Raw genomic sequence first — 13226 nt, 5'->3', positions numbered from 1 at the left:
GTCCGCAGGGCTCCGGCCGACGGACTCCAAGAATCTCTCGCGGAACCACGGGAAGCGATGTCTGTCACGCTAGATGGGGATAAATCGGGATCGGTTCCGAATGGTGTACGCAAGTTCGTACACGGACCGCGGCCCGAGACCGTACCGGTGCTCGTCGGCACCGCCTGCACCGCCGTCGGCCTGATCGACGTCGCCGCGGGCGTCTTCCCGCGCTTCCGGCACAGCCGGATGCACACCTTCGCCGAAGTCCTCCCCGGGGCCCTCGGCCCCTTCGCCGCCGCCCTCTCACTGAGCGCCGGCGTCCTGCTGCTCCTCCTGGCCCACGGACTGAAGCGGCACAAGCGCCGGGCCTGGCGGGCCGCGGTCGTCCTGCTCCCGGCGGGCGCGGCGGCCCAGTTCGTCTACCGGCACTCGGTCCTGGGCACACTCGTCTCGCTGACGCTCTGCTACCTGCTCGTACGCCACCGGAGTGAATTCGCCGCGCTCCCCGACCCGCGCAGCCGTTGGAGGGCCCTGGCCAACTTCGTGCTGCTCGGCGCGGGTTCGCTCGGGCTCGGTCTGGTCATCGTCAGCGTCCACCCGGGCCGCCTGGTCGGTAACCCCAGCATCGCCGACCGGCTCCAGCACGTGCTGTACGGGCTGTTCGGCTTCGAGGGCCCGGTCGAGTACGCCGGTGTCACCTCCTGGACCGTGGCCTACTCCCTCGGCGCGCTCGGCCTGCTGACCGCCGTCACCACCATCTACTTCGCCTTCCGCCCCGAACACCCGGCCGCCCGGCTCACCGAGGACGACGAGGCACGGCTGCGCGCCCTGCTGGAGCGGCACGGCGGCCGCGACTCGCTCGGCCACTTCGCGCTCCGCCGCGACAAGGCCGTGGTCTTCTCGCCCAGCGGCAAGGCCGCCGTCTGCTACCGGGTGGTGTCCGGCGTGATGCTCGCCAGCGGCGACCCGATCGGCGACGTGGAGGCCTGGCCCGGTGCCATCGAACGCTTCATGGACGAGGCCAGGGCCCACTCCTGGACACCGGCCGTGATGGGCTGCAGCGAGACCGGCGGCGAGGTCTGGACCCGGGAGACCGGTCTCGACGCCCTGGAACTCGGCGACGAGGCGGTGGTCGATGTCGCGGATTTCTCCCTCGCCGGACGCGCCATGCGCAATGTGCGCCAGATGGTGAAGCGCATTGAGCGCGGCGGCTACGAGACCCGGGTCCGGCGGGTGGCCGACATCGGCGAGGCCGAACTGGTCCGCATCCGGCGGGCCGCCGCCGACTGGCGCGGCACCGACAACGAGCGCGGCTTCTCCATGGCGCTCGGCCGGATCGGCGACGGCGCCGACAGGGACTGCTTCGTCGCCACCGCCCACAAGGCCGACGAGCAGGCCGCGGACTCCCCGTACGGCGACCTGAAGGCCGTGCTCCACTTCGTCCCGTGGGGCACCGACGGCATGTCCCTGGACCTCATGCGCCGCGACCGGGCCGCCGACCCCGGCATGAACGAGCTGCTGATCGCCGCTTCCCTCCAGGCCGCGCCCCGGCTCGGCATCACCCGGGTGTCGCTGAACTTCGCGATGTTCCGCTCCGCCCTGGCGCGCGGCGAGAAACTGGGGGCGGGACCGGTGCTGCGGATCTGGCGCGGGCTGCTGGTCTTCCTGTCCCGCTGGTTCCAGATCGAGTCGCTGTACAAGTTCAACGCCAAGTTCCGGCCCCGCTGGGAGCCCCGGTTCGTGGTCTACCGCACCGCCCGCGACCTGCCCCGGATCTCGCTGGCCGCCATGCAGGCGGAGGGCTTCGTGAGCTTCGCCCTCCCCCGCCCGCTCGCCCGCCGGCTCCCGGCAGGCGGCCGGCGCCCCTGCGGGCACGTACGCGCCTCCGGCACCGAGCAGGGCATCCGCCCGGCGTGACCTCCCTCCATACGGGCCTAGGCTGGTCGTATGAGTACGTTGCATGGACGAGGCACGGTCCAGGGCCTGCCGGAGTGGGACCGCTGCGCGGTCATGGGTGTCGTCAACGTGACGCCCGACTCCTTCTCCGACGGGGGCCGCTGGTTCGACACCACGGCGGCCGTCAAGCACGGCCTCGACCTGGTCGGTGAGGGCGCCGACCTGGTCGACGTCGGCGGTGAGTCGACCCGCCCCGGCGCCAGCCGGGTGGACGAGTCCGAGGAGCTGCGGCGCGTGGTCCCCGTGGTCCGCGGCCTCGCCTCCGAAGGGGTCACGGTCTCCGTCGACACCATGCGGGCCCGGGTCGCCGAGCAGGCCGTCGCCGCGGGAGCGGTCCTGGTCAACGACGTGAGCGGCGGACTGGCCGACCCGGACATGGTCCCGGTCGTCGCCGCCGCCGCGGTGCCGTTCGTCGTCATGCACTGGCGCGGCTTCAGCGAGTCCATGAACAGCCGGGCGGTCTACGGGGACGTCGTCGCCGAGGTCGTCGAGGAGCTGCGGACCCGGATGGACGCCGTGGTCGCCGGGGGTGTCGCCCCCGAACGCATCGTGATCGACCCCGGCCTCGGCTTCGCCAAGGACGCCGCGCACGACCTGTCGCTCATCGCCCGCCTGGACGCGCTGCACGGCCTCGGCCGCCCGCTGCTCGTCGCCGCCTCCCGCAAGCGGTTCCTGGGCCATGTACTGGCCGGTGCGGGCACCGCCCCGCCACCCGCCCGCGAGCGCGACGCGGCCACCGCCGCGGTCTCCGCGCTCTCCGCCCGGGCCGGTGCCTGGGCCGTCCGGGTCCACGAGGTACGGGCCACCGCCGACGCCGTGCGGGTCGCCCGCGCGGTCGAGGGAGCCGCGTGAACGAGCCGCAGGACGAGCAGGCCTCCGCCGCCGAGGACATCGAGGCGGTCGAGCGGGCCAACACCGCGTTCTACGAGGCCATGGAGCGCGGGGACCTGGACGAGCTGACCGGGCTCTGGCTGCCCGGCGAGGACCTCACGGTCTCCTGCGTCCACCCCGGCTGGCCGGTGCTCTCCGGCCGCGGCGAGGTGCTGCGCAGTTACGCCCTGATCATGGCGAACACCGAGTACATCCAGTTCTTCCTGACCGACGTCGGGGTCTCCATGACGGGCGACACCGCCCTGGTGACCTGCACCGAGAACATCCTCAGCGGCGGTCCCGCGGAGGAGGGCAGCTCCCTGGGCCCGCTGGTCGGTCAACTGGTCGTCGCGACCAATGTGTTCCGCCGCACTCCGGACGGCTGGAAGCTGTGGTCCCACCACGGCTCGCCCGTACTGGCCGAAACCGGTGAGGAAGAGGACGAAGACTCCTCCTCCTGAGTGGGTACAAGGCCGTTGGAGGCCCAAAAGGCAGCTCGGCGGGGTTGGGACCGGGCACATCCGGGTATCAGCGGCTACCAGTCCCGTGCCGTCGTGTCCATAGCCCCCGCGGGGGAGGACTGTCGGTGCGCGCGGGTAGATTCGGAAACGGGTACCCGGCCGCCCGCACGCGGCCATGTGCCCCTACGACAACAACAGCAGGAGTGATTCGCGTGGATCGTGTCGCGCTGCGCGGCCTCAAGGCCCGTGGGCACCATGGCGTCTTTCCCCGGGAACGGGAAGAGGGACAGACGTTCATCGTGGACCTGGTGCTCGGCCTCGACACCCGCCCCGCGGCAGCCGCCGACGACCTCACGAAGACCGTGCACTACGGCGTGGTCGCCGAGGAGGTCGTCGGTGTGGTCCAGGGCGAACCCGTCGATCTGATCGAGACGCTCGCGGAGCGCATCGCCCAGCAGTGCCTCAAGCACGAAGGCGTCGAGGAGGTGGAGGTCGTGGTCCACAAGCCGGATGCGCCCATCACCGTCCCCTTCGACGACGTCACCGTCACCATCACCCGGAGCCGAGCATGACTGCATTTTCTACCGAGGGGCAGAGCGACCCGACCGTACAGCCGGTTCCCGCCTCCGTGGTCGAGCAGGTGGACGCCGCCGACATCACCCTCTCCAACCCCAAACGGGCCGTGATCTCCCTCGGCTCCAACCTGGGCAACCGGCTGGAGACCCTCCAGGGCGCCATCGACGCCCTGGAGGACACCCCGGGCCTCCGGGTCAAGGCGGTCTCCCCGGTGTACGAGACGGAGCCGTGGGGCGTCGACCCGGGCTCCCAGCCCTCGTACTTCAACGCGGTGATCGTCGTGAAGACGACGCTGCCCCCGTCCTCCCTCCTGGAGCGCGGCCAGGCCATCGAGGAGGCCTTCGACCGGGTCCGTGAGGAGCGCTGGGGGCCGCGCACCATCGACGTCGACATCGTCGCGTACGCCGACGTGGTCTCCGACGACCCGGTGCTCACGCTCCCCCACCCCCGGGCCCGTGAGCGCGCCTTCGTCCTCGCCCCGTGGCACGACGTGGACCCCGAGGCCCAGCTGCCGGGCATCGGCGCGGTATCCGAGCTGCTGGCCGGTGTCGGCCGCGACGGCGTACTGCCCCGGTCCGACCTGGAACTCCGGCTGCCCGAGTAGTCGTTAGGCTCACAGAGACAAGCAGGACCGGCAGGACGGTCCACAGGCGGCGAAGGGCGGCTCACGCGGTGAAGCAACTACGGCTCGGGGTACTGGCCGGCCTCTTCGCCGCCGCCGGGGTGCTGTCCTGGGGCGGCGCCCGCCTCTGGGACTCCCTCGGCACCCTGCCGAGCGTGCCGCTGGCCGCGCCCGTCGTCATCGCCGTGATCGCCGTGGTCCTGCTGGCCACGGCACTGTCCATCCGCGCCCGGCTGCGCGCCCAGCGGGAGCGGCGGCCGGGCGCGAAGGGCGTCGAACCCCTGATGGCGGCCCGTGCCGTGGTCTTCGGCCAGGCCAGTGCCCTCGTCGTCGCCCTGGTCTCCGGGGTGTACGGCGGCACGGGCGTCTTCCTGCTCGGCTCCCTCGATATCCCGCCCCGCCGTGACCAGGCCATCTACGCGGGCTTCGCGGTCCTGGCCGGCATCGCGGTGATCGCGGCGGCGCTGTTCCTGGAGCACGTCTGCAAGCTCCCGGACGACGAGGACGACAACAAGAACGCGGCGGCCGCGTAGACCGCCGCCCGTCCCGCCACCGCCCCGGCCCGGCCGGGGTTCTCAGCGCGCCATGATGAGGCTCATGGCCTCGGCGCGCGTCGCGGGGTCGCGGAGCTGTCCGCGGACCGCCGAGGTCAGGGTCTTCGCCCCGGGCTTGCGGATCCCACGCATCGACATGCACATGTGCTCGCACTCCACGACGACGATCACGCCGCGCGGCTCCAGGATCTCCATCAGGGACTCGGCGATCTGCGTGGTGAGCCGCTCCTGCACCTGCGGCCGGCGGGCGAAGACGTCCACCAGCCGGGCCAGCTTCGACAGCCCGGTGATCTTGCCGGAGGTCGCCGGGATGTACCCGACGTGCGCCACTCCGCGGAACGGCACCAGATGGTGCTCACAGGTGCTGAACACCTCGATGTCCTTGACCAGCACCATCTCGTCGTGGCCGAGGTCGAACGTGGTCGTCAGGACGTCCTCGGGCTCCTGGTACAGGCCCGCGAATATCTCCTTGTACGCCCGTGCCACCCGCCCCGGCGTCTCCCGCAGCCCCTCCCGGTCAGGGTCCTCCCCGACGGCGATCAGGAGCTCGCGTACGGCCGCCTCGGCCCGCTTCTCGTCGAACTCGCCGATCGAACCCTGGCCGTCCAGCGTCACCGGGTCGGTCATCTGTGCCTCGTTCCTCTGAGCTGTCACTGCGTGGACATCCGCGCAGGTGATACGGAAAAGCCGCGCCCCCACAGGCTAAAACCTGGGGGGCGCGGCATCCATTCCGGGCCCGGTGGAGCCTCCGTGACGGGGGCCACACCGGGGTCGGTGTCTAGCTCTCGGGACGCTCCTCGGGGATCGCCTCGGCCGCCGGAACCGTGTCCGTGACCGAGCCGTTCGCCGTGGCGGCGCCGTTGGTGAGGGCGAGCTCCTTCGGGGAGAGCACCGGCGGCCGGGTGGACGGCGTGCGCCGGGCGGAGCCCGTCCACGCCGGACGGGCCGGACGCTTGACGATCGGAGCGAAGATCTCGGCGATCTCCGCCTTGCCGAGGGTCTCCTTCTCAAGGAGCTGGAGAACCAGGGCGTCCAGAACGTCGCGGTTCTCGACGAGGATCTCCCACGCGTCGTTGTGCGCGGTCTCGATGAGCTTCTTGACCTCTTCGTCGACCAGCGCGGCGACCTCTTCCGAGTAGTCGCGCTGGTGGCCCATCTCGCGGCCCACGAAGGGTTCGGTGTTGTCGCCACCGAACTTGATGGCGCCGAGCCGCTCCGTCATGCCGTACTGCGTGACCATCGCGCGGGCCGTTGCGGTGGCCTTCTCGATGTCGTTCGCAGCGCCGGTCGTCGGGTCGTGGAAGACCAGCTCCTCGGCCGCGCGCCCGCCCAGCATGTAAGCCAGCTGGTCGAGCATCTCGTTGCGCGTCGTGGAGTACTTGTCCTCCTCCGGGAGCACCATCGTGTAACCGAGGGCGCGGCCGCGGGAGAGGATCGTGATCTTGTGGACCGGGTCCGACTGAGGTGAGGCCGCCGCGACCAGGGCGTGTCCGCCCTCGTGGTACGCGGTGATCTTCTTCTCCTTCTCGGACATGATCCGGGTCCGCTTCTGCGGACCCGCCACGACGCGGTCGATGGCCTCGTCGAGCATGTTGTTGTCGATCAGCTTCAGATTGCCGCGCGCCGTGAGGAGCGCCGCTTCGTTCAGCACGTTCGACAGGTCGGCACCGGTGAATCCGGGCGTGCGACGGGCGACGGCGCCGAGATCGACGTCCGGCGCGACCGGCTTGCCCTTCTGGTGGACCTTGAGGATCTCCAGACGGCCCTGCATGTCCGGCCGGTCGACCGCGATCTGCCGGTCGAAACGGCCCGGGCGCAGCAGCGCCGGGTCGAGGATGTCCGGCCGGTTCGTGGCGGCGATCAGGATGACGCCGCCCTTCACGTCGAAGCCGTCCATCTCCACGAGCAGTTGGTTCAGCGTCTGCTCGCGCTCGTCGTGTCCGCCGCCCATACCGGCACCGCGGTGCCGGCCGACTGCGTCGATCTCGTCGACGAAGACGATCGCCGGGGCGTTCGCCTTGGCCTGCTCGAAGAGGTCACGGACACGGGAGGCACCGACACCGACGAACATCTCGACGAAGTCGGAACCGGAGATCGAGTAGAACGGGACGCCCGCTTCACCGGCGACGGCGCGTGCGAGCAGCGTCTTGCCCGTACCGGGAGGCCCGTACAGCAGGACACCCTTGGGGATCTTGGCGCCGACGGCCTGGAACTTCGCCGGCTCCTGGAGGAACTCCTTGATCTCGTGGAGTTCCTCGACCGCCTCGTCCGACCCCGCCACATCGGCGAACGTCGTCTTGGGGGTGTCCTTGGTGATCAGCTTGGCCTTGGACTTGCCGAACTGCATGACCTTGGAGCCGCCACCCTGCATCTGGTTCATCAGAAACAGGAAGACGACCACGATGAGGACGAACGGCAGCAGCGAGAAGAGGATCGAGACGAACGGGGACTGCTTCGACGGCGAGACGGTGTAACCCTTGTCGATGTCACCGCTCTCGAACTTCTTCTGCAGCGTGTCGGCGAGCTGGACACCCTGGTTGCCGATGTAGCTCGCCTGGAACTTGCTGCCGGACTCGCCGGAGAGTTTCTGGCCGTCCTTCAGCTCGATCTTGATGATCTGATCGTCACCGGTGGTCAGCTTGGCCTGCTCCACCTGGTTCTTACTGATCGCCTGGATCACCTTGCCGGTGTCCACCGTCTTGTAGCCGCCACCCGAGCCGACGACCTGCATCAACACGACCACGGCGAGGACGGCCAGCACGATCCACATGACCGGCCCACGGAAGTATCGCTTCACGTCCATCCATACGGAGCGAAGTCGCCCCGTCCCTCCTGCCCGTAGGTAAATGCTGCTGTGAGTAAAGACTGTTCTTCGGACGGTACACCGGCATTGTCACCGACGACCGCAGAGGAAGTCTGTCAAACCCGCCTTCGAAGGCTCAACGGCGGGAAATCGGTGAGGGTTCCCCGCAGCCGGGGCGGGTTCGCCGGCGTCGTGCTCAGCCGCCGTAGACGTGCGGGGCGAGGGTGCCGACGAAGGGCAGGTTGCGGTACTTCTCCGCGTAGTCCAGCCCGTAGCCGACGACGAACTCGTTGGGGATGTCGAAGCCGACCCACTTGCAGTCGAGCGCGACCTTCGCCGCGTCCGGCTTGCGCAGCAGGGTGCAGATCTCCAGCGATGCGGGCTCGCGCGAGCCGAGGTTCGACATCAGCCAGGACAGCGTCAGGCCCGAGTCGATGATGTCCTCGACGATCAGGACGTGCTTGCCCTTGATGTCGGTGTCCAGGTCCTTGAGGATCCGGACGACACCGGAGGACTGGGTGCCCGCGCCGTACGACGAGACGGCCATCCAGTCCATGGTGACGGGGGTGGACAGCGCGCGCGCCAGGTCCGCCATGACCATCACCGCGCCCTTGAGGACTCCGACGAGGAGCAGGTCCTTGCCCGCGTACTCCGCGTCGATCTTCGCGGCCAGTTCGACGAGCTTCGCGTCGATCTCTTCCTTGGTGAGGAGCACCGACTGAAGGTCGGTACCCATGTCCTTCTCGTTCACCCGCGTCTCTTTCTTTGCCTGCCGGGTCCGGGGTGGAGTCCCGGGCCTGCGCGGCCGCTCGCCTGCATGTCAGCCGCTTGTGCGTCAGCTCTGCCGAATGACCAGTCTGCCACCCTGCCGCCGGGCTTCGACGCGGCCGGGGAGGTTGATGGCCTGCTGGCCGCGCCAGCCGGTGATGAGGCGGTCGACTTCCTCGATGTGCCGGGCGAAGAGCGAACCGGCCGGGGAGCCCGCCTCTATGGCGGCCCGGCGCAGGACGCGGCGGCGGACGGCGGGCGGCAGCGCGTTGAGCTTGGCGCACTCCAGCCGGCCCGCGTCGTCGCGTACGTCACGTCCGGCCTCGGCGGCCCAGGTGTCGAGGGCGTCGGCGTCGTCGCGGGAGAGCTGGGCCGTACGGGCCAGGGCCTCGACGACTCCTTTGCCCAGCGCCTTCTCCAGGGCGGGCAGGCCCTCGTGGCGCAGCCGGGAGCGGGTGTAGGCGGGGTCGATGTTGTGCGGGTCGTCCCAGACGGGCAGGGACTGGGCCAGACAGGCCGTGCGGGCGGTCTGCCGGTCGAGCTGGAGGAAGGGGCGGCGGTAGCGGCCGGCCGGTCCGGAGGCGGCGGCCATGCCGGACAGGGAGCGGATGCCGGAGCCGCGGGCGAGGCCCAGCAGGACCGTCTCCGCCTGGTCGTCGCGGGTGTGGCCGAGCAGGACGGCGGCGGCGCCGTGGCGCTCGGCCGCGGCGTCCAGGGCCGCGTAGCGGGCGTCGCGGGCGGCGGCCTCGGGTCCGCCGCCGTGGCCGACGTGCACCGCGACCGCCTCGACGGGGTCGAGGTTCATGGCGGCGAGGCGGTCGGCGACCTCGGCGGCGCGGGCGTCGGAGCCGTCCTGGAGGCCGTGGTCGACGGTGATGCCGCCGGCCCGGACGGCGAGTTTGCGGGCCTCGAAGGCGAGGGCGGAGGCGAGCGCCATCGAGTCGGCGCCGCCGGAGCATGCCACCAGTACCAGCGGGGTACCGGGGCGTTCGGGAAGTGCGGCGCGCCGCCTGCCCGCTCCGGCCTCGGCGAGCTCGGGGTGCGGGGCGCGTCCGGTGTGCCCGGTGCGTTCGGTCTGTTCGGAGAATTCGGTGAGTACGTCGTGGAGTACGCGGCGGACCGCCAGGCGTATCGCCGCGACCGCAGGATGGGGACCCATGTCCGGTGCCCTTCGTGAAGTTCTGGAGAGGTGCCTCCGAGTGCCGGGACGGAAAAGAGTGCCGTCACTCAGAGTGCGTCGATGGTGACAGAGCAAAGCCGTTCATCGAGCATTGCACGCCTTCCCATGCCCCTACGGTCCCTCGGATGGGTGATTACCGGCGCGTTGCCCTCGGGTCCCGGGCCCGCGCACGGGCCGTGATCATGACTCTGCCTTACGGTGCACCCTCGCGATCCAGTCCTCCGGCTTGGCGATCTCGGCCTTGGTCGGAAGCGTGTTGGGCGAGGTCCAGACCCGGTTGAAGCCGTCCATCCCGACCTCGTCGACGACGGCGCGCACAAACCTTTCGCCGTCGCGGTACTGGCGCAGTTTGGCGTCGAGCCCGAGGAGCTTGCGCAGCGCCTGGTCGAGGCGGCTCGCGCCGCGCGCCCTGCGCTGCTGGAACTTCTCCCGGATCTCGCCGACGGAGGACACCACCTCGGGGCCGACGCCGTCCATCACGTAGTCGGCGTGCCCCTCCAGCAGGGACATGACCGCGGTGAGGCGGCCGAGGATCTCGCGCTGGGCGGGGGTCTGGACGATCTCGACGAGGCTGCGCCCGCCGTCCTCGCCCTCCTCGCCCTCGGGCCGGCCGCCGGCCAGCGACTGGGCGGCCTCGCGGAGCCGTTCCAGCACCGTCATCGGGTCGACGTCGGTCTCGTCGAGGAATGACTGGATCTCGCCCTGCAGATGGTCGCGGAGCCAGGGCACCGCGGTGAACTGGGTGCGGTGCGTCTCCTCGTGGAGGGCGACCCAGAGGCGGAAGTCGTGCGGGTCGACCTCCAGCTCCCGCTCGACGTGGACGATGTTCGGCGCGACCAGCAGCAGTCGGCCGCCGCCGTCGGCCGACGCGGGGAGCTCACGGGTGGCGGGGGCGAACGTCTCGTACTGGCCGAGGACCCGGGAGGCCAGGAACGACAGCAGCATCCCCACCTCGACACCGGTCACCTTGGAGCCGACCGCGCCGAGCACGGCGCCGCCCGCGCCGCCGCCGCGCCGCTCCTCCATCTTCTCCAGGAGGGGGCGGAGCAGTTCCCGGAAGCCCGCGACGTTCGCCTTGATCCAGCCCGCCCGGTCGACGACCAGGACCGGGGTGTCCTCCGGTTCGGTCCCCTCCGGGATCATCCGGGTGAAGGCGCGGACGTGTTCCTCCGCCGCCTTGGCATGCCTGCGCAGCTCCGCGACGACCTCGCGGGCCTCCTCGCGGCTGATCTCGGGACCCGGCCGTACTAGCCGGGTCGCGGTCGCGACCGCGAGATTCCAGTCGACCATCCCGGCACCACCGATGCTCGTCATGCGTCAACCGTACGTGCTCGGCCCGGAGCGCGGTGAGGTGTTGGGACCTCATTGTCTCCCGGCGGCCAGGGCGGTGGCGAGCGCGTCGAGGGCCGACTGGGCCTCGGCCGGGGCGGTGGTGCCAGAGGCGAGGAAGGCGAACGCGAGCAGCCGGCCGTGCGGGTCGACGACCGTGCCGGAGAGCGTGTTGACGCCGGTGAGAGTGCCGGTCTTGGCGCGGATCAGGCCGGTGCCGCCGGCCTTCGTCGTGTAGCGGCCGCTGAGCGTGCCGCTGAAGCCGGCCACCGGAAGGCCGGTGAGGACGGGGCGCAGTTCGGTGTGGTCCCGGTCGGCGGCGCGGGCCAGGAGACCGGCGAGCAGGGCGGCGGTGACCTTGTCCCGGCGGTCGAGCCCGCTGCCGTCGGCGATGTTCACGCCCTTCAGGGGCAGTCCGAGCTTCTTCAGCTGTGCGGTGACGGCCCGTCGGCCGCCCTTGAAGTCGGCCGCCTCGCCCGTGGCCAGCGCGGTCTGGCGGGCCAGCGCCTCGGCGATGTCGTTGTCGCTGTTGGTCAGCGCCCGCTCGACCAGGGCGGACAGCGGGGCGGAGAGGTGCTTGGCGACCGGCCTGGACTTGGCCGCCGCCCGGCCCGCCTCCGGGCCGTCGGTGGTGGTGATCCCGGCCTCGTCCAGCAGTTCGCCGAAGGCGTCGGCGGCGTCACGGGCCGGGTCGCCGCTGCGTGGCGCGGGCCCGCTGGAGGTGTCGTCGAGCCGTCCCTCGTCGATCATCAGGGCGCTCACGGGAGCGATGTTCTCGTTGGGGCCGATCGGGTGGAGCGCGGGCCCGGAGTAGCCGGAGGTGTCGTACCGCAGCCGCACCGAACGGACCCCGCCGTCCTTCAGGGCGCGGGCGGTGTCGGCGGCCAGGGTGCGCAGGGCGGCCCGGTCGAGGGTGGGGTCGCCGCCGCCGACCAGGGTCACGGTGCGCAGGTCCGCGGAGGCCCGGACTGCCGTGGGGATGCGGTGGGCGGGGCCGAGCGCGGTGAGGGCGGCGACCGTGGTGGCGATCTTGACCGTGGAGGCGGGGGTCATCGGGGTGTCGGCTCCCACCCCGTACAGCCGCCGGCCGGTCGCGGTGTCGATGACGACGGCGCTGCGCCGGGTGCCGAGCGCGGGGTCCTTCAGCAGCGGCGCCAGCACGGAGCGGAGCGCGGCCGCTGCTCCGTCCGGGGCGTCCACGGCGTCCGCCGCCGGCTTGCCGGGTGCGGCGCCGAGGGCGGCGAGCACCGCCGGGGCGCTCGGTGCGGGGGCCGGACCCGCGGGCGCGTCCGGGTCGTGATGTGTGCCACCTGTGGGGGTCCGGGCGGCCGCCCAGTCCTGCTCGGCCTTACGCTGACCCGAGTCCCAGGGACCGGCGGCGAGGACGGCGCCGGCTGCGAGCGCCAGGCCCAGGACGGCGGAAACGGCCGTGAACTGCCAGTTGCTCAGCCCGTTCCGCAGGTCGAGATGGTCCGCCAGGGCTGCCTTGCTCAGCTTGGCGAACGGGTTGATCGACGGTCTTTTCACCGGCTCGGCCACCGTTGACCAGCCCCTTTCGCGAGCACGCATCTCCGTGGGGGACACTTAACCATCAGTCGTATGTGTTGATCATGGAGGAGCCACCCGTGGAGTTCGACGTCGTTATCGAGATCCCGAAGGGTTCGCGGAACAAGTACGAGGTGGATCACGAGACCGGCCGGATCCGCCTGGACCGTCGACTCTTCACCTCGACCAGCTACCCGGCGGACTACGGCTTCGTCGAGAACACCCTCGGCGAGGACGGCGACCCGCTGGACGCGCTGGTCATCCTGGAGGAGCCGACGTTCCCCGGCTGCCTCATCAAGTGCCGCGCGATCGGCATGTTCCGGATGACCGACGAGGCCGGCGGCGACGACAAGCTGCTGTGCGTGCCGGCCTCCGACCCCCGGGTGGAGCACCTGCGCGACATCCACCACGTGTCGGAGTTCGACCGCCTGGAGATCCAGCACTTCTTCGAGGTCTACAAGGACCTGGAGCCCGGCAAGTCCGTCGAGGGCGCCGACTGGGTCGGCCGCGTCGAGGCCGAGGCCGAGATCGAGAACTCGTACAAGCGCCTGGAGGCGCAGGGCGGCGCCCACTGAGGTTC

13 protein-coding genes are annotated in these 13226 nt (G+C 71.0%); 7 read left to right on the top strand and 6 right to left on the bottom strand.

The genetic code is table 11. The annotated features are described in order from the left end of the window. Positions 1-57: 57 nt before the first annotated feature. From OG521_22190 to OG521_22165, 6 genes are all read left to right on the top strand, one after another. Complete coding sequence (locus tag OG521_22190; GenBank protein WUW23344.1) at positions 58-1899, top strand: phosphatidylglycerol lysyltransferase domain-containing protein; 1842 nt, start codon at positions 58-60, stop codon at positions 1897-1899. A gap of 93 nt (positions 1900-1992) precedes the next feature. Then, positions 1993-2790, top strand: coding sequence for a dihydropteroate synthase (gene folP, locus OG521_22185; protein ID WUW26761.1), 798 nt, complete (start codon positions 1993-1995; stop codon positions 2788-2790). Next, a complete protein-coding gene (locus OG521_22180) occupies positions 2787-3269 on the top strand; it encodes a nuclear transport factor 2 family protein (GenBank protein ID WUW23343.1) in 483 nt (160 codons plus the stop codon). Before folP ends, OG521_22180 begins: the two co-directional genes overlap by 4 nt. Before the next feature lie 212 nt (positions 3270-3481). Then, a complete protein-coding gene (gene folB / locus OG521_22175) occupies positions 3482-3841 on the top strand; it encodes a dihydroneopterin aldolase (protein ID WUW23342.1) in 360 nt (119 codons plus the stop codon). Then, positions 3838-4449 (top strand): 2-amino-4-hydroxy-6-hydroxymethyldihydropteridine diphosphokinase, encoded by a 612-nt coding sequence (gene folK / locus OG521_22170; GenBank protein WUW23341.1) that lies wholly within the window; start codon positions 3838-3840, stop codon positions 4447-4449. Before folB ends, folK begins: the two co-directional genes overlap by 4 nt. A gap of 68 nt (positions 4450-4517) precedes the next feature. Then, positions 4518-5000: a DUF3180 domain-containing protein gene (locus tag OG521_22165; GenBank protein WUW23340.1), complete on the top strand. Its 483-nt coding sequence runs from the start codon at positions 4518-4520 to the stop codon at positions 4998-5000. Positions 5001-5042: 42 nt separating this feature from the next. Here OG521_22165 and folE read toward each other — a convergent pair whose 3' ends face one another. The 6 genes from folE to dacB form a co-directional block, all read right to left on the bottom strand. Further along, positions 5043-5648 carry a GTP cyclohydrolase I FolE gene (folE, locus tag OG521_22160; protein ID WUW23339.1) on the bottom strand — a complete coding sequence of 202 codons (606 nt, stop codon included), beginning with the start codon at positions 5646-5648 and terminating at the stop codon, positions 5043-5045. 151 nt (positions 5649-5799) lie between these two features. Continuing rightward, a complete protein-coding gene (gene ftsH / locus OG521_22155) occupies positions 5800-7824 on the bottom strand; it encodes an ATP-dependent zinc metalloprotease FtsH (GenBank protein WUW23338.1) in 2025 nt (674 codons plus the stop codon). Between the two features lie 196 nt (positions 7825-8020). Next, on the bottom strand, positions 8021-8560 hold the full coding sequence (gene hpt / locus OG521_22150) for a hypoxanthine phosphoribosyltransferase (GenBank protein WUW26760.1): 540 nt from the start codon (positions 8558-8560) through the stop codon (positions 8021-8023). Between the two features lie 99 nt (positions 8561-8659). Further along, positions 8660-9751 (bottom strand): tRNA lysidine(34) synthetase TilS, encoded by a 1092-nt coding sequence (tilS, locus tag OG521_22145; protein ID WUW23337.1) that lies wholly within the window; start codon positions 9749-9751, stop codon positions 8660-8662. Positions 9752-9952: 201 nt separating this feature from the next. Next, positions 9953-11086, bottom strand: coding sequence for a zinc-dependent metalloprotease (locus OG521_22140; protein ID WUW23336.1), 1134 nt, complete (start codon positions 11084-11086; stop codon positions 9953-9955). A 48-nt stretch (positions 11087-11134) separates the two neighbouring features. Further along, positions 11135-12640, bottom strand: coding sequence for a D-alanyl-D-alanine carboxypeptidase/D-alanyl-D-alanine-endopeptidase (gene dacB / locus OG521_22135; GenBank protein WUW23335.1), 1506 nt, complete (start codon positions 12638-12640; stop codon positions 11135-11137). An 86-nt stretch (positions 12641-12726) separates the two neighbouring features. Here dacB and OG521_22130 point away from each other — a divergent pair, with 86 nt between their 5' ends. Continuing rightward, positions 12727-13221: an inorganic diphosphatase gene (locus OG521_22130; GenBank protein WUW23334.1), complete on the top strand. Its 495-nt coding sequence runs from the start codon at positions 12727-12729 to the stop codon at positions 13219-13221. Positions 13222-13226: the final 5 nt, after the last annotated feature.

Source organism: Streptomyces sp. NBC_01463 (genome assembly GCA_036227345.1).
Taxonomy (GTDB): Bacteria; Actinomycetota; Actinomycetes; order Streptomycetales; family Streptomycetaceae; genus Streptomyces.
This window is presented reverse-complemented; position numbering and strand designations above follow the sequence as displayed.